Here is a 15379-nt window from a genome sequence, read left to right on the forward strand (position 1 = left end):
ATTTTAGCAATAGCATAATTTTTTTGTAACAAAATTGTAACCTTGTGAAAAATAATATATCTCAAATTTTATAACACTATATGTTCTTCTTTATCAGCTTGAGGTAAAGCGGCAATATCTTTGCGGGCTGGAAGCGCACCGCTCAAAATAGTCATAAGAGGGCAAATATAGCAAAATACCCCATATGGCCCATAGCCCACCGCTGATATCCCTGTTATGCCATAGATGATCAACGCATTTACGTTCCATGGCAGCAGGGGGGCTATTATGGTCCCCGTATCCGATATGGTCCTCGCCAGAATGTGTCTGTCCAGGCCCGCCTCATCAAATCTGTCAGCGCCGAACTTGGCAGGTATGAGTATCCCAACGGTTTGATCACAGGTGACAATATTCAGCAGGATGCTCAGCAAACTCGTTTTTGCTATCAAAGCAAACGCTTTATCATCTTTTTTATAAAAATAATCCGTCATCGGTTTAAGCAGGTCAGCCTCCTCAAAAAAGCTGCTCAGAGTAATACTGCCCATAACGATGAGAACCACCTCTATCATGGGTATCGCTCCGCCTCCGGAGATCAAGGAATCCAGCTGGGCCATCCCTGTATTGGCTTTATAGCCCCATAGAACAGATTTAATCATTGATGCCAGATTCTCCTTCTGGACAAACAAGGTTATGAGGGATGCCGCTCCGACGCTGAGACTCATATTGTAGACCGTCTTTATGCCGCTGAAGGCCAGAATGACTACAAATACAGGAAAGAGCAAAAGGAAAGGAGAAATGACGAAGCTCCCTCCTATAAAGCTCCGATATTCCTGTATCATGGATAAATCCGTTGCTCCGCCGTAGGAATTGCCTAATATAAAATATATGATTGCGGATAAAGCAATAGAAGGAATCAAGGTCTTGATAGAAGATTTTATATACTCCTTATAGCTGGTCCCTGTGATTTGGATGGTAAGGTTTGTCAAGGAGGATATAGGGGCTATCTTATCTGCAATGAAGGACCCTGAGACAATGGCTCCCAAAAGCACCGGCGCCGGGATCATTAGGCCCTTGCCGATCCCCAGAAGTGCAATGCCGATTGTGCTCAATGTTCCGCAGGCAGTACCCATCACATAGGAAATGATCATTGTGCATAAGAAAGCTGCAAGAACCAGATTGATTCCCTCCAAATAACCAAAGCCGTAATAAATAAGGCTTGGAACTATTCCCGAAGACAGCCACACAGATATTGTGGCTCCCATAAGAATTATGATGGCAAATAAAGAGCTGCACTCTTTCAAAGCCTTCCATGCGATTTGAAGAAGCCTCTCCAAAGGATGCCCTTTCTGCAAAAGATACAGTACAGTAATCGTGTTTGCAATTATAAAAGCTGATAAAAGCATTCATTGCACCTCAAGTCATAATTATATTATTAATAATTATACTATATTTTAAAATAGATATATAACTTAAAACCGGCGCTTAGAAAATTTAAACTTTCCTGTGAATTTTTAAAAATAACCTATTGACTTTAATTGGCATATCTGTTAACATTTAATTTGAGAACATTGTCGAATTTTGTATAATTAGGGAAGGAGGGATACTGTGAAATCTACCGGTATTGTTAGAAAAGTTGACGAATTAGGAAGAATCGTAATACCAAAGGAGTTAAGAAATACTCTTAACATAGAAGAAAAAGACTCCTTAGAGATATATGTGGATGGAGAGCATATTATTCTAAAGAAGTATGAACCCGCTTGCATTTTCTGTGCAAATGCAAAGGATGTTCAGGTCTACAAAGGCAAGAATATTTGCCCTGCTTGCATGGAAGAGCTGAGATCCGGAAAATAATTATAAAGTATAAAAGGTTAGGGCTCAAAGCCCTAACCTTTTATACTTTATCTTTTATTCTTCAACCTTATTAAGGTCTTCGAGAAGCTTGTCTGCATCAAAACCATGAACCATTGCAGCCTGCTCCACAGATTCTCCTGTTGCTCCCGGGCAGCTGAGGCAATGCATGCCGTAGGACATAAATATTTCTGCAGTCTTTGGGTTTGCTCTCAGTATCTGTGCTATAGTCATATCTTTAGTAAATGCCATAGTATCCCTCCTTCATAAAAATTATATTAGATAAAGTGTCAGATTTCAATGGCTATATTATATACTTCTCTTTTGCTCAGATTTCTTTCCTTTGCTACCAAAGCTATAGCCTCTTTTTTTGACATGCCCCTTTCCATGTATGCCTGGATATGCTCTAAAACGCTCATATCATCCCAGAACCGGCCTTCCTCCGCCTTAAGCTCTTCATGGCTTTTGCCCTCAATAATCAGTACAAATTCGCCCTTGATGCTCCTGTTCTTGAACTCCTCTATGGCTCCATCCAGATCAGTCCTCACGGTTTCTTCAAATTTTTTTGTCAATTCTCTGGATATGCTGAGCTTAGGATTACCCAAATGCTCTCTCAGATCCTTCAAGGTAAATAAAAGCCGATGGGGCGCTTCGTACAATATAATGGTCCTCTCCTCCCTGGATAACCGCTGAAGCCTCTCACTCCTCTCCTTGCCTTTCACCGGCAAAAAACCCTCGAATACAAAGCGAGAAGTAGAAAGTCCCGATATTGACAAAGCTGTCAGAGATGCAGAAGGCCCGGGTATAGCGATGACTTCTATGCCTCTCTCTACACAGAGCCTCACCAGGTCTTCGCCGGGATCCGATATGCAAGGCATTCCTGCATCCGAAACCAATGCTACGGTCTTGCCTTCCAGAATTAAATCTATGATCTCATCGCCCTTGGATTTCTTATTATGTTCATGATAGCTGATCATGGGCTTTTTTATCTCATAATGATTGAGAAGCTTGGCTGTCTGGCGGGTATCCTCCGCTGCAATCATATCAACTTCTCTCAATATCCTTAGGCATCTTAAGGTTATATCCTCAAGATTTCCTATCGGGGTAGCCAGCAAATAAAGACAGGAAGCCATTATTTAATCCTCCCGTAAATATCATGTATTTCATTTGTATATTCGCCCTTGTCGTCATATATATATAAAGGGTCCATAAACTTAAGCTCCGGCCTTCCGCCCTTCATCCCTTCTATTAGCAGCAAATGCGGTTTTTTGCCTATGCCGGAATGGACAAACCGTATTCTCTTAGGCTCAATCTTCTTGTTTCTCATAGCAGTTATTATATCCACCAGCCTATCCGTCCTATGCACCATAAAAAATCTGCCTCCGGGCTCCAGAACCTCATAGGCCGAATGTATAACCTCCTCCAGGCTGCAGCTCAGCTCGAATCTGGCAATGGCTTGCTTCTGCGAAGGGTTGATTATGCCGCTGCCCAATTTCATATAAGGCGGATTCGTCACAACCGCATCAAAGCTTGCCTTTCCCAGCCTTCCAGAAGCATCCTTCAAATCCATATGCAATATGGTGATGCGGTCCTCCAGCCTATTGTATGCTGCGCTGCGCTGTGCCATTTCAGCCATCTCCTCCTGTATCTCAATGGCTGTGATGCTTCGAGGATTCTTCTTGGCATGGAGAAGTATAGGTATTATGCCTGTACCTGTACCCATCTCCAATACCCTGTCAGTTTTTTTCAATGCAGCGAAATCAGCCAGAAGAACAGCATCTACACCGAAGCGGAAACCTTCCTTTTTCTGTATTAAAAAATACCCATTTTGCAAATCATCCAAAGTCTCATCAGGCTTTATCAAATTTTCCAATATTCCACCTCCGGGGTATATTATAAAAAAAAGACCCAAGGGTCTTTTTTTTAGTATTGATTAGTCCTGTACAGGAGCATCAACAGGACAAACGTTTGCACATGCTCCACACTCAATGCATTCCTCAGGATTTATAACATATTTGTCATCGCCTGCGCTTATGCAGCTAACAGGGCACTCTGCCTCACAAGCTCCGCAGCTTATGCAAGCATCAGTTATTTTATATGCCATCCCTGGCCACCTCCTTAAAATCTCTTTTCTCATTTTACCACTAAAACAAGCTGTTGAAAACCCTAGAAATATATTAAAATTTTCGCTTAAACGCCATTATTCTTCCAAGAACTCCAATTCGATTATCTCCTCTTGCTCAAGCTCCGGTTCTATATCCTTCCCCGGAATTATTTCTTTTACATCGTGCATGGAAAATTCCTTTATAGTCTTCATATTGTTCTCCAAAGAATCCATCTTCACCTTCACGCTTTCATATAAAACGCTGGATTCTATGACCTCTCCTTTGCCTTCAGCGGTTTCAACCAATGCTCCCACCTTGGGCAGGACCTTCCTCACCTCTTCATATACATCCTGCTCATACTTCAAACAGCACATGAGCCTTCCGCATATTCCCGATATCTTTGTCGGATTCAAAGACAGGCTTTGTTCCTTTGCCATCTTTATAGAAACAGGTTCAAACTCTCCCAGGAAGCTGGCACAGCACAGGGCTCTTCCGCAGGGCCCTATTCCTGAAAGCATCTTCGCCTCGTCTCTCACCCCGATCTGTCTGAGCTCAATCCTTGTCTTGAAAACTGCAGCCAGATCCTTGACCAATTCTCTGAAATCCACTCTGCCGTCCGCAGTAAAGTAAAATATTATTTTGTTATTATCAAAGGTGTACTCCACATCGATAAGCTTCATGCCTAAATCATGATTTTTTATCTTTTCGAGGCAGATCTTAAAGGCTTCTCCCTCTTTCGACTTATTCTCTTCATACTTCACACAATCTTCCGCTGTGGCAACTCTAAGGACCTTTTTGAGAGGGGCCACGATATTTTCCTCCGTAACCTCTCTTATTCCCACTGCAGCATTACCGAATTCTATTCCTCTTATGGTCTCGACAATTACATTATCTCCCTTCCTTATATCCAATCCGTCGGGATCAAAGTAATATATCTTACCTGCCTTTTTAAACCGCACTCCTACAACCTTTATCATTATGTTATACCTCCAAAACCCTTAAAAGCAAACTATCGATAGAATTCTTCATGTTGACATTAAAATCTGCAGATCTTATTATTTGCTTTATCAAGTCAATTATTTCAAACAAGCTCTCTTCCCTCAGCTTTTTATCATATCTCTCAATAATATTAAGGGAAATATCCTTATTGATCATATATTCACTGCCTTTATCATCCTTAATAACAAGTATATCCCTAAAGAAGCTCAAAAGAAATAGCAGCAATTTAATTCCATCATCTTTGTTTTCTATTATTTTTTCACTAAAGCTGAATAACTCTTCCCTGCCGCCTTCCAAAATCACTTTCAAAAGCTCCTCATATTCTTTGGGATTCCGTCTGAAATCCTTATCCTTGAGTATTTCTATTGCTCTCCCTATTATACCATCGGATTTTGCAATTGCAAATTCAATTTCTTCATCATTCCCAAGCCCTAGCCCGCTCAGAACAGATTTCGCATCTTCCCTGTTGACCCTTAGAATATTATGTACCTGACAGCGTGATATTATGGTGGGCAAAAGAGTGTTATAGTTTTCTGTAAGCAATATAAATATATTGTTCCCCTCTGGTTCCTCCAGGGTTTTTAAAAATGCGTCCTGAGATTCTGAGGTCAGCTTATCTCCATCCTGAACAATAATAACCCTGCAATTGCTCTCGTAGGGCTTAACAGAAATATCTCCGATGAGCCGCCTTATCTGGTCGATCTTTATAGAATTCCCGGAAGGCTTGATATATATTATATCAGGATTCGCTCCTGCAATAGTTTTTTTGCACGAAGAACAAAGGTTGCAAGGCTTATTATCAGGGTCCTTGCAATTTACAGCTCTGGCGAAGATCTCCGCCAGCGTCCTTTTGCCGGAGCCCCCAGGGCCATTGAATATATAAGCATTGGCAACCATATTACCGCTTATCGCATTTTTGAGGCTTTGGATCAGAACCTCCTGTCCCGCTATATCATTAAAGTCCATACTTGTCATTTTGCTCTCCTATACCTTTTCAAAGCGGTCTATATCCAGTACAAAGATCGTTGCTCCTCCTACCATTACATCGATAGGATAGGGTATGAAAACACTCGCAGATCCTGTTGGAGGTATGGGTGTGGTAAAGGTTTGCTTCCTGCTTCGGCAAACTTCTTTTATGATCCCGATAACCTCTTCAACCTGTTCTACAGGAACCCCTACCATCAAGGTAGTATTGCCTTCCTTCAAAAAACCTCCCGTAGAAGCCAGCTTTGTAGCGCTGAATTTATTTTTAACCAATCTTTCTACCAATTCTCCCGAGTCGTCGTCCTGGACAACTGCCAGCACTAATTTCATTGCCATATTTCTCATCTCCTCTTATTTTATCACTTTTATATTTTTAAATTCAGGATCTAAAACACCGCTCACTTTAATCCCTATGTCGGTGCACTGCCTTAGGTAATCGATCACATCCCTGCTGATCTGCTCTCCCGGCATTATAACAGGTATGCCCGGAGGATAGGGCACCGCCATCTCTGCGGATATGCGGCCCTGGCTTTTCTCTACCTCTATGCTTTCAACCTCATGATACAGCGCTTCATGGGGAGGCATCAGGCATACGGGAATGGAATTCGGCGGCTTTGCCTGATTGCAGCCGATATTTTCCTTCCTGCTCCACCGATCCATATCAGATATGGCTTCCAGAAGTCTCATATATGATGCTTCATCATCTGCTACAGAAGTTATGGCCACTATATTGCAAATATCACTCATTTCAACTTGGATATTATATTCGCTCCTCAATATTTCTTCTCCTTTAATGCCGCTGATTCCTCCTCCTTTCAGATTTACCGTTATTCTTGTAGGATCTATATCATGTATGCCAAAGCTATCTTTTTTATCTGCCCCAAGGCAATAAAAAGATGTTTTATCATTTATCTCTTTTCTTACTTTATTGCTGTATTTTATGCAGTCATCAAGAAGCCTATGCCCGTAATTCTCCATGATATACCTGGCGGCATCCAGGGAAGCCAGCATAACATGAGAAGGGCTCGTGGTCTGAACGAGCTGCAAAAAAAACTTCAGTTTTTCTATATCCACTCTTTCCCCTTTTACATGAAGCATGGAGCTTCCCGTCATAGAGGGCAAAGTTTTGTGGGTGCTTTGGGCCGCCATGTCCGCTCCTGCTTCCATAGCTGATATGGGGAGGGACCGATGAAAAACAAAATGAGAGCCGTGAGCCTCATCAACCAAAAGCAGCTTCCCCTTATCGTGCACCATCCGGGCGATCTTCTCCAAATCGGAACAAACTCCGTAGTATGTAGGGCTCGTAATGAGAACCGCCTTAGCATCAGGATGCTGCTCCAGTGCTTTTTCAACTGTTTTGGGTTCGATTCCCATAGCTATTTCCATATAGGAATCTACCTCGGGCATCATATATACGGGGTGGAGCTTTCCTAAAACAGCTGCGCTGACTGCAGACCTGTGGGCATTCCTGGGTATCAATATTTTATCTCCCGGCTTTGTAGCTGCCATTGTCATAGCATATATACCCGAAGTGGTCCCATTTACAAGAAAGAAAGTGCGACCTGCTCCAAAAGCCCTGGCTGCAAGATTTTGAGCCTCCGCAATGGCCCCTTGAGGGCTGTGAAGATTATCGATCCCGGGAACTTCAGTGGTATCCATCTCTATGATATTGTCCATCAAATATTCTAAGCCCAGCCTTTGAAAAATCCCACCTCTCTTATGGCCCGGCATATGAAAGGGCAGCACTTTGGAAGCTGCATATTCTTTCAGGGATTTCAAAACGGGCATATCATCATAAATCATAGTATTTTCCTTTCAAGGTATCCCTCTGGGGTCTGGGTTGCTGCAACCACTAAAAGGCACTGAATTTTCACGGAAAAACACAGAAATAAAGTTATACTAACATACCACAGCTTTATAAAGCTCACTTTGCAACTAGAATCTATAATCATATCCTTCAGTGGTTTCCGTTCCCTCTAAGCTTAAAGTTTATAATTCTGAGTTCTTAGCTCTATTATACATATATATTCGTTCTTAATAAAGGATTTAATGGATATAAATTGATTATTTCACCTTTTTCGAATATAATTTGAATTAAGAATGCTGCTGATTGCGCTCAATCAAATATGGCTATAATCATAACAAGAGGTGAGATCGCTACATGAAAAACGAAATAGATGAATATAAAAACTATATAATAAAAACCACAGCTATACTCTTAAAAATTGCTACATATGCCTTGATATTTCTGGCAACCGTCCTGAGCCTGAAATTGATTTTCCGCTATCTGTCCCCATTTATATTCGCAATATTATTGTCCTTTTTGATCAAGCCTATAGCGAGATTTTTCCAGTCTATGAAAATCGGCAAGGGCGTTTCTGTAGCTATATCAATAATACTTGTATACGGGGGTCTGACCGCACTGCTTGCATTAGCCATAACAAGAGGTGTATCGGAGCTTGTAGATTTGACCTACAGGCTTCCTGCTTATTCAAATGATGTGTATGACTTCTTTTCGAATTTGTCAAAGGAAGCCCAAAACCTATATTTTCAGCTCCCTAAAGAGGTCACTACCTATGCTACGGATATAGCAAAGAGCATTCTGGATAAACTGGGCATCTTGTTGAGCAGTACGGCTAAATCCGCTGTGAATACACTTTATAAATTGCCGGGATTCGCAATATTATTCCTGATCACCACAGTTGCAACCTTCTTTTTTGCCAAGGATTCAGAGAAAATCGGAGACTTCTTATTAAGACAATTCACTCCCGCATGGAAGGTGAAATTGTTCAACTTCAAAAAGAATCTGCTCAATGCCCTCATAGGATTTTTGAAGGCCCAATTGATACTTCTCACCATAACCTTTACGGAATCATTGATAGGACTTAATATCATAGGTATAAAATATGCCTTTATCATATCCGTATTTGTAGCATTGGTGGATATACTGCCTATTTTAGGAACCGGAAGCGTATATGTGCCTTGGGCTATAATATCTATCATCGCCGGGAAATATAGATTGGGCATATCCCTTCTCGTATTATATGGCATAATCGTAACCATAAGGTATATGATAGAGCCGAAGATCGTGGGGCAGCAGCTGGGCATTCATCCTCTGATCACGCTTATGTCCATGTATGTGGGTATAAGGCTGATGGGAGCAGTCGGAGTATTAGTAGGCCCTACGATTGCCGTGACCATTAAGGCATCTCAAAATACAGGCATTTTGCCCAGGTTTAAATAGAAGAAACCCCGGATAGGATTCAATCCGGGGTTTCTTCATATCGTATTCTATATATAACGCATTAAATATTTTACAAAACTGTCATTCTGAACGAAACAAAGTGGAGTGAAGAATCTGGCTAAGATTCTTCGCATACGCTCAGAATGACGGCATACGCCGTTTTAAAACTACAAATGCATTTATTGCGTTATATATAGATTGACTTTTACTTATAATAACAGCCCAGGAATAAACAGCGGTAAATAGACATAAATAAGAAACACAGCTATTAAGCCAAACAAATATGGCCATACTGCCCTGGCTATCCGCTCAATAGGCATGCCTGTAATGCTGGAGCCAACAAACAGATTGATTGCTACGGGCGGAGTGATCATGCCTATAGAGATGCCTACGGTGAATATGATCCCGAAATGCACTAAATCTATTCCAAGCACACGCACCAACGGCAAGAACACCGGTGTCAGCAAGATAACTGCAGATGATGTCTCCATAAAAACGCCTGCTATCAATATGATAACAGAAATCAAGAATAAAATAACGTATTTGCTGCTGGATATGGACAGTATACCCTGTGCTACTGCCTCGGGTATCTTCCAGTTGGCAAGAACCCAGCCAAACACTCCGCTGCATGCTATGATGATCATAATAATAGCTGAGGTCTTGGCACTTCCCAGCATGATCTTTCCCAGCTCTTTCAAAGTGAGATCCCGGTAGATGAACATCGAAACCGCCATAGAATACACCACCGCTACTGCTGCCGCCTCTGAGGGCGTGAAATAGCCTGAGAATATACCTCCCAGAATAATGAGGGGCATCAGCAAACCCCAGATAGATTGTTTAAAGGTTACCAGCACGTTTTTCCAGGAAAATGCCGTACCTAAGGGATAATTATATTTGTATGCCTGGTGAAGGGAAATAGCGATTAAGATGCCTCCCATCATGACTCCCGGCAAAAAGCCGTTTTTAAAGAGCCGTGTCACGCTTTGGTCTGCAATAACCGCATATAACACCATAGGTACCGAAGGAGGAATGACTACGCCAATACATCCTGCAGAAGCAATAAGTGCCGTGGATGAATCCTCCTTGTATCCTCTATTTTTGAGCTCAGGTATGAGTGTAGCACCCACAGCAGCCGTTGTTGCAGCACCGGAGCCTGAAATAGCTGCGAAGAACATACCGGCGATAATAGAAACCACAGAAAGCCCGCCCCTTATTCTGCCCGTAAGGGACTCTGCGAAGGTAACCAGCTTTCGGGACATGGCACCGCGTGCAAGCAAATCACCTGCAAGTATAAAAAAAGGTACTGCGGTAAGCGGGAAAGAGTCTGTAGCGGCAAATAAGCGCTGCACTACTATAAGAAGCCTTACATCTCCCTTGATGAGTACCGCGATAGCCGCAATCGCTATGGCAAAAGCAATGGGTATGCCTATCAAAAGTCCGATTAGGAACACAGAAAATAGCAATGCAGTCATTCCCCCGCCACCTCCTTTTTAACAAATATCTGGATTATTGCATCAAATGCATGCAGCAGCAGCGCACCACATCCAAGAGGTATCGCCATGTACATCAGGCTCATAGGTATGCGCAGCGCTGCAGAAAGCTGAGTGCCTTGCTTGTCCATATATTTGAAACCATAGTATACGGCAATTGCGAATAACGCTCCGCACAATAGATGTACCAAAACCTGTGCAACCTTTTGCAGCTTCTGCGGCAACTTCTCTTGTGCGAATGTCACTGAAATATGCCCTCCTTTTTTATATACGCAGCCCGCGCCAAGAAAGGTTGACCATACTAAAAGATAACGCGTAACCTCCTCACTCCATGAAAGGGCAGTGAAGAACACACGGCATATGATTTGCAGGGATGTAGTCAGCACCATTCCGGCCAGCATTGCTACCAAAATGACGCTGCATATCTTATCGAGCAAATCGCTCACTTTATTTATTGCTTTTGCAACCGCCATAGAATGCACCCCCCTTTATGGCTGTCTATTTAAGAGCCGCCTCGATTCTTGAAAGATATTCGCTATACTGAGGATATCTTTCATATACTTTAGCAACTGCTGCTTTGAAGCTTTCCAGATCAGGTTCTTTGATTATTGTCATTCCGTTTTGTTCCAGTTCAGCCATTTGCTTTTCTTCATTCTGCGCAACCCATTCACGCTCATATTCTGCAGCTTCCTGAGCCGAATCTGCGAATATTTTCTGTACATCTGCAGGCAAGCTGTTGAATTTGTCAAGGCTCATGGTGATCAGTGCAGCCGCATAAGCATGGCGAGTCATAGTAACATATTTCTGCGATTCCCAAAGCTTGAAGGCATGAATTACGTTAACAGGATTCTCCTGTCCTTGAATAGTCTTTTGCTGCAAAGCGGTAAGTGCTTCAGTCCATGCCATAGGCACGGTGTTTACTCCTAATGCTCCAAAAGTAGCTATGTAAACCTCATTTTCCATAACTCGAATCTTTAAATCCTTGATATCTGACGCTTTTTCTACGGGTCGAACACTGTTGGTGAGATTGCGGAAGCCTCTCTCTGCATAGGCAAGCCCCTTGAGCTGTGCAGCTTCTAATTTAGCAAGCAACTCCTTGCCTATCTCGCCATCAAGGACTTTGTATACATCCTCATTGCTGCTGAATAGGAAAGGCATGTCCAAAACGCCCATTTCAGGTGCAAAGTTAACAAAAGGCCCGCTTGTTATTATCCCCATGTCAAGAGTGCCCATTTGCATGCCCTCTAACATGGTTCGCTCGTCTCCCAGGGCAGCGTTGGGATAGATTTCGATTTTATAAGCATTATTAGTGCGTTGTGCCACCAGCTCTGCAAACTTTTCCGCAGCAATCTGGAAACTGTCTTGATCGTTGACAGTAGTACCTAATTTGATGACAACTGATTTGCCAGGAGCCTCAGCAGCAGGTGTTTCTGAGGCAGGTGCTCCTCCTGAAGATGGTGCTGCTTTCTGCGCACAGGAAGCAAGACCAAATACCATGATTAAAGTCAATAGTGCAGCCATTATACGTTGCATTTTTTTCATATTCTTAGCCCCCTTAATTTTTTTATATTCTGCCTCGCTATTATATATATAATTCGCAATAAATACGTTACATAGCTTTTATCAGTTAATATAAACTTACTGCTGTAAAATATTTAATGCGTTATATATAGCGAAGGAATAGAATTCAAAACTTCAATATACCTTGGTCTATTCTCCAAATACTGCCCCGGTGTTAGCAGAGGTGACCATTTTGCGGTAACGCTTGAGGTATCCGTCCGGTACAGGCTTTTCCAAAGGTACAAACTTGGCTTTTCTGGCAGCTATGGTCTTTTCATCCACTAAGAGCTCCAATTTATTATTGGGAATATCGATGCTGATAGTATCTCCTTCTTCTATGATACCGATCAGACCTCCGGCAGCAGCTTCAGGCGATATATGTCCTATTGCTGCACCTCTGGATGCACCGGAAAATCTCCCGTCGGTGATCAATGCTACAGTATTGTCCAGGCCCATGCCTGCGATAACCGATGTGGGCGTAAGCATCTCACGCATGCCGGGGCCCCCTTTAGGCCCTTCATAGCGTACTACTATTACGTCTCCTGCTGCGACTTTGCCTGCCATAAGAGCCTCCACACACTCTTCTTCGCTATTATAAACTTTTGCAGGGCCTTTATGCACCATCATCTCAGGCAGTACGGCGCCTTTTTTTACTACTGCACCGTCTAAAGCCAAATTGCCCCAAAGAATCGCAAGCCCTCCATCAGCTGAGTATGCATTTTCACGGCTTCTTATAACAGTATAATCCTTCACAAGGGCATCTTTAATATTTTCGCCAACTGTCTTGCCGGTCACGGTCATGCAGCCGGTGCGTATCAGGCCGTATTTGTCCAATTCCTTTAACAGAGCAGGAAGTCCGCCTGCCTGCCACAGATCCACTAAACAATCGGAACCTGCAGGGCTTAGCTTAACCAATTGAGGTGTTGCCTTGCTTATGCTGTTTATATCCTCCAGGTTGACTTTGATACCGGCAGAATGGGCAATAGCAGGAAGATGAAGCACCGTATTGGATGAGCAGCCTAAGGCCATATCTGCAGTAAGAGCATTATGCAATGCATCAGATGTTATAATATCCCTGGGAAGAATATTCTTTTCCATAAGTTCCATCACTTTCATGCCTGCTTCCTTAGCAAGCCGTATGCGGGCGGCATGGACAGCGGGAACAGTTCCATTGCCGGGCAAGCCCATTCCTATTACCTCTGTCATACAATTCATCGAATTGGCTGTGAACATTCCTGCGCACGAGCCGCAGCCCGGGCATGAATACTCTTCTATCTGAGCGGCATCCTCTGCGGTCATCTTGTTCGCACCCACTGAACCTACCGCTTCAAATGCGCTTGTAACCGTAAGCTTTTTGTTGTTATTATAACCGGGCATCATTGGGCCTCCGCTGATAAATATGCTGGGTATATTTAATCTCAATGCAGCCATCAGCATCCCAGGTACAATTTTGTCACAGTTAGGAACAAATACCAGGGCATCAAAGGGATGTGCCATTGCCATTATTTCTATAGAATCAGCAATATGCTCCCGGCTGATCAGTGAATATTTCATCCCCTCATGTCCCATTGCAATTCCGTCGCATACACCAATTGCAGGGAATTGGAAAGGTGTTCCCCCTGCCATACGCACTCCGGCTTTAACTGCTTCCACAATGCTATCCAAGTGGAGATGCCCCGGAATAATATCGTTCTGGGCATTTACAATACCGATCATAGGCTGTCGGATTTCTTTGTCCGTCAATCCTAAAGCCTTGAACAGGGCCCTGTGTGGAATTCTCGTCACACCTGCCTTCATTTGGTCACTTCTCATATTCTCTTTCCTCCGTTTCAAGTCCAAGTAATATATTTGGATTTTAAATTCTATATAAGTTACAATAAATACGTTACATAGCTTTTATCAGTTAATATAAGCTTACTGCCGTAAAATATTTAATGCGTCATATATACATTAAATTATACGTCGTATGATGTCTGTAAGATTTAATTGAACACTTAATAGGTTTTTCCGGAATCGTTTGCAAACGTTGTATGATGTCTTAACGAAATTTTATCCTTTATTTAACGATATGTCAACATTTTTATATTATTATGCATAAAGACATACTACGTATCAGGCTAATAAAAAATAAATACTGAGTTTTGAAAACAGATGTGATATAATGTCTGTATAATTTATTTGGAAAAAAGGAGAAATAAATGGCTAACAACTTTATTCCTATTTCCCAAAACATTGCAAATATAATAAGCGATATGATCTTTTTGGAAAAAAGGTATAAACCCAATGATAAGCTTCCCAATGAAAACCAGCTTGCCGAAGAGCTGGGAGTGAGCCGCACAACAATACGTGAGGCTGTAAAAACGCTTGTTGCAAACGGTGTATTGACAATAGAGCGGGGACGGGGCACTTTTGTTACGGCAAATCCATATGTACAAAATGATCCCTTTGGCATTTCTTATTTAGAGGATAAAAAAAAGTTGGTGCATAACTGGTTTGAGATGCGGCTTATACTGGAGCCTGCCAATGTCCGTCTTGTGGTGGAGCGAGCAAGCGATGAGGAGATCAGAGAAATTATTTCATATGAGCGCAAAGCTGCAGAGCTGATTCTAGCCGGTGAACCATATGCTGAAGCAGATCAGCAATTTCATGCCGCGATTGCAAAAGCAACACACAATAGTGTTATTGAGCTCATGCTGCCTGCTATAGAGGCCTCCATAAGCGATGCTATCAATACGGCAGTATATGCGGGGACACATGAGCTTTCTTCCGAGAACGCCCTGACCAACCATCGTCTCATCTCCCATTTCATTGAACAGCGGGATGCCAATGGTGCTGCCCTCGCCATGTATTATCATATTAAAAGAGGTATCACCGATATGGGCTGCTAGCATAATAAAATAAAACCGTAACAAGATATAGATTCTGTTACGGTTTTATAATTATTTATTCCAAAAAATAAAAAAGCTTCGAATGAAGCAATTCTAAGGAAGCTTTTTTGCAATGCACTTAACGGAAAATGCATATTAAGGTAATCTAGATTTTCCTATGCATTTAAAAAAATGGCTCCTCAAGTTGGACTCGAACCAACGACCCTGCGGTTAACAGCCGCATGCTCTACCGACTGAGCTATTGAGGAGTATTGAACCCGGCGACGACCTACTCTCCCGGGA

Annotated in this window: 16 protein-coding genes and 1 tRNA gene; 3 read left to right on the forward strand and 14 right to left on the reverse strand. The window is 42.5% G+C overall.

What is annotated here, in order from left to right:
- Positions 1 to 68: 68 nt before the first annotated feature.
- Positions 69 to 1382 carry a Na+/H+ antiporter NhaC family protein gene (locus LJD61_RS20055; protein WP_255229377.1) on the reverse strand — a complete coding sequence of 438 codons (1314 nt, stop codon included), beginning with the start codon at positions 1380 to 1382 and terminating at the stop codon, positions 69 to 71.
- 202 nt (positions 1383 to 1584) lie between these two features.
- Here LJD61_RS20055 and LJD61_RS20060 point away from each other — a divergent pair, with 202 nt between their 5' ends.
- Positions 1585 to 1830, forward strand: coding sequence for an AbrB/MazE/SpoVT family DNA-binding domain-containing protein (locus LJD61_RS20060; protein ID WP_255229378.1), 246 nt, complete (start codon positions 1585 to 1587; stop codon positions 1828 to 1830).
- A gap of 54 nt (positions 1831 to 1884) precedes the next feature.
- Here the strand turns inward: LJD61_RS20060 and LJD61_RS20065 are convergent, their stop codons facing one another.
- From LJD61_RS20065 to LJD61_RS20100, 8 genes are all read right to left on the reverse strand, one after another.
- On the reverse strand, positions 1885 to 2079 hold the full coding sequence (locus tag LJD61_RS20065) for a DUF1858 domain-containing protein (RefSeq protein WP_255229379.1): 195 nt from the start codon (positions 2077 to 2079) through the stop codon (positions 1885 to 1887).
- Between the two features lie 38 nt (positions 2080 to 2117).
- Complete coding sequence (gene rsmI / locus LJD61_RS20070; RefSeq protein ID WP_255229380.1) at positions 2118 to 2960, reverse strand: 16S rRNA (cytidine(1402)-2'-O)-methyltransferase; 843 nt, start codon at positions 2958 to 2960, stop codon at positions 2118 to 2120.
- The gene (locus LJD61_RS20075) at positions 2960 to 3700 is read right to left on the reverse strand and encodes a tRNA1(Val) (adenine(37)-N6)-methyltransferase (protein WP_255229381.1); all 741 of its coding nucleotides are present in this window, start codon (positions 3698 to 3700) and stop codon (positions 2960 to 2962) included. The genes rsmI and LJD61_RS20075 overlap by 1 nt, the downstream gene beginning before the upstream one ends.
- Positions 3701 to 3760: 60 nt before the next feature.
- Positions 3761 to 3931 (reverse strand): DUF362 domain-containing protein, encoded by a 171-nt coding sequence (locus LJD61_RS20080; RefSeq protein WP_255229383.1) that lies wholly within the window; start codon positions 3929 to 3931, stop codon positions 3761 to 3763.
- 96 nt (positions 3932 to 4027) lie between these two features.
- Complete coding sequence (locus tag LJD61_RS20085; protein WP_255229385.1) at positions 4028 to 4909, reverse strand: PSP1 domain-containing protein; 882 nt, start codon at positions 4907 to 4909, stop codon at positions 4028 to 4030.
- Positions 4910 to 4913: 4 nt separating this feature from the next.
- Complete coding sequence (locus tag LJD61_RS20090; protein ID WP_255229387.1) at positions 4914 to 5906, reverse strand: DNA polymerase III subunit; 993 nt, start codon at positions 5904 to 5906, stop codon at positions 4914 to 4916.
- A gap of 9 nt (positions 5907 to 5915) precedes the next feature.
- Positions 5916 to 6245: a cyclic-di-AMP receptor gene (locus LJD61_RS20095; protein WP_255229399.1), complete on the reverse strand. Its 330-nt coding sequence runs from the start codon at positions 6243 to 6245 to the stop codon at positions 5916 to 5918.
- 21 nt (positions 6246 to 6266) lie between these two features.
- Positions 6267 to 7718, reverse strand: coding sequence for an aminotransferase class I/II-fold pyridoxal phosphate-dependent enzyme (locus LJD61_RS20100; protein ID WP_255229389.1), 1452 nt, complete (start codon positions 7716 to 7718; stop codon positions 6267 to 6269).
- Positions 7719 to 8076: 358 nt separating this feature from the next.
- Between LJD61_RS20100 and ytvI the strand changes: the two genes are divergently transcribed.
- Positions 8077 to 9159, forward strand: coding sequence for a sporulation integral membrane protein YtvI (gene ytvI / locus LJD61_RS20105; RefSeq protein ID WP_255229391.1), 1083 nt, complete (start codon positions 8077 to 8079; stop codon positions 9157 to 9159).
- Between the two features lie 209 nt (positions 9160 to 9368).
- Here ytvI and LJD61_RS20110 read toward each other — a convergent pair whose 3' ends face one another.
- The 4 genes from LJD61_RS20110 to ilvD all read right to left on the reverse strand — a co-directional run bounded on the left by LJD61_RS20110 (position 9369) and on the right by ilvD (position 14021).
- Complete coding sequence (locus LJD61_RS20110; RefSeq protein ID WP_255229393.1) at positions 9369 to 10631, reverse strand: TRAP transporter large permease; 1263 nt, start codon at positions 10629 to 10631, stop codon at positions 9369 to 9371.
- Positions 10628 to 11122, reverse strand: coding sequence for a TRAP transporter small permease (locus tag LJD61_RS20115; RefSeq protein ID WP_255229395.1), 495 nt, complete (start codon positions 11120 to 11122; stop codon positions 10628 to 10630). Before LJD61_RS20115 ends, LJD61_RS20110 begins: the two co-directional genes overlap by 4 nt.
- A gap of 25 nt (positions 11123 to 11147) precedes the next feature.
- The gene (locus tag LJD61_RS20120) at positions 11148 to 12191 is read right to left on the reverse strand and encodes a TRAP transporter substrate-binding protein (protein ID WP_255229396.1); all 1044 of its coding nucleotides are present in this window, start codon (positions 12189 to 12191) and stop codon (positions 11148 to 11150) included.
- A 168-nt stretch (positions 12192 to 12359) separates the two neighbouring features.
- On the reverse strand, positions 12360 to 14021 hold the full coding sequence (gene ilvD / locus LJD61_RS20125; RefSeq protein ID WP_255229397.1) for a dihydroxy-acid dehydratase: 1662 nt from the start codon (positions 14019 to 14021) through the stop codon (positions 12360 to 12362).
- A 386-nt stretch (positions 14022 to 14407) separates the two neighbouring features.
- Between ilvD and LJD61_RS20130 the strand changes: the two genes are divergently transcribed.
- A complete protein-coding gene (locus LJD61_RS20130; RefSeq protein ID WP_255229398.1) occupies positions 14408 to 15097 on the forward strand; it encodes a FadR/GntR family transcriptional regulator in 690 nt (229 codons plus the stop codon).
- A gap of 172 nt (positions 15098 to 15269) precedes the next feature.
- Here LJD61_RS20130 and LJD61_RS20135 read toward each other — a convergent pair.
- A tRNA-Asn gene (locus LJD61_RS20135) sits at positions 15270 to 15345 on the reverse strand.
- Between the last annotated feature and the right edge of the window lie 34 nt (positions 15346 to 15379).

The sequence above is a fragment of the Lutispora saccharofermentans genome, from assembly GCF_024363565.1.
GTDB lineage: Bacteria > Bacillota > Clostridia > Lutisporales > Lutisporaceae > Lutispora > Lutispora saccharofermentans.

Coding starts and splice junctions, on each gene's coding strand:
- LJD61_RS20095 (WP_255229399.1), bottom strand. CDS start 6,245: ATGAAATTAGTGCTGGCAGTTGTCCAGGACGACGACTCGGGAGAATTG.
- LJD61_RS20055 (WP_255229377.1), bottom strand. CDS start 1,382: ATGCTTTTATCAGCTTTTATAATTGCAAACACGATTACTGTACTGTAT.
- LJD61_RS20080 (WP_255229383.1), bottom strand. CDS start 3,931: ATGGCATATAAAATAACTGATGCTTGCATAAGCTGCGGAGCTTGTGAG.
- LJD61_RS20120 (WP_255229396.1), bottom strand. CDS start 12,191: ATGAAAAAAATGCAACGTATAATGGCTGCACTATTGACTTTAATCATG.
- LJD61_RS20115 (WP_255229395.1), bottom strand. CDS start 11,122: ATGGCGGTTGCAAAAGCAATAAATAAAGTGAGCGATTTGCTCGATAAG.
- LJD61_RS20110 (WP_255229393.1), bottom strand. CDS start 10,631: ATGACTGCATTGCTATTTTCTGTGTTCCTAATCGGACTTTTGATAGGC.
- ilvD (WP_255229397.1), bottom strand. CDS start 14,021: ATGAGAAGTGACCAAATGAAGGCAGGTGTGACGAGAATTCCACACAGG.
- ytvI (WP_255229391.1), top strand. CDS start 8,077: ATGAAAAACGAAATAGATGAATATAAAAACTATATAATAAAAACCACA.
- LJD61_RS20100 (WP_255229389.1), bottom strand. CDS start 7,718: ATGATTTATGATGATATGCCCGTTTTGAAATCCCTGAAAGAATATGCA.
- LJD61_RS20065 (WP_255229379.1), bottom strand. CDS start 2,079: ATGGCATTTACTAAAGATATGACTATAGCACAGATACTGAGAGCAAAC.
- LJD61_RS20130 (WP_255229398.1), top strand. CDS start 14,408: ATGGCTAACAACTTTATTCCTATTTCCCAAAACATTGCAAATATAATA.
- LJD61_RS20090 (WP_255229387.1), bottom strand. CDS start 5,906: ATGACAAGTATGGACTTTAATGATATAGCGGGACAGGAGGTTCTGATC.
- LJD61_RS20085 (WP_255229385.1), bottom strand. CDS start 4,909: ATGATAAAGGTTGTAGGAGTGCGGTTTAAAAAGGCAGGTAAGATATAT.
- rsmI (WP_255229380.1), bottom strand. CDS start 2,960: ATGGCTTCCTGTCTTTATTTGCTGGCTACCCCGATAGGAAATCTTGAG.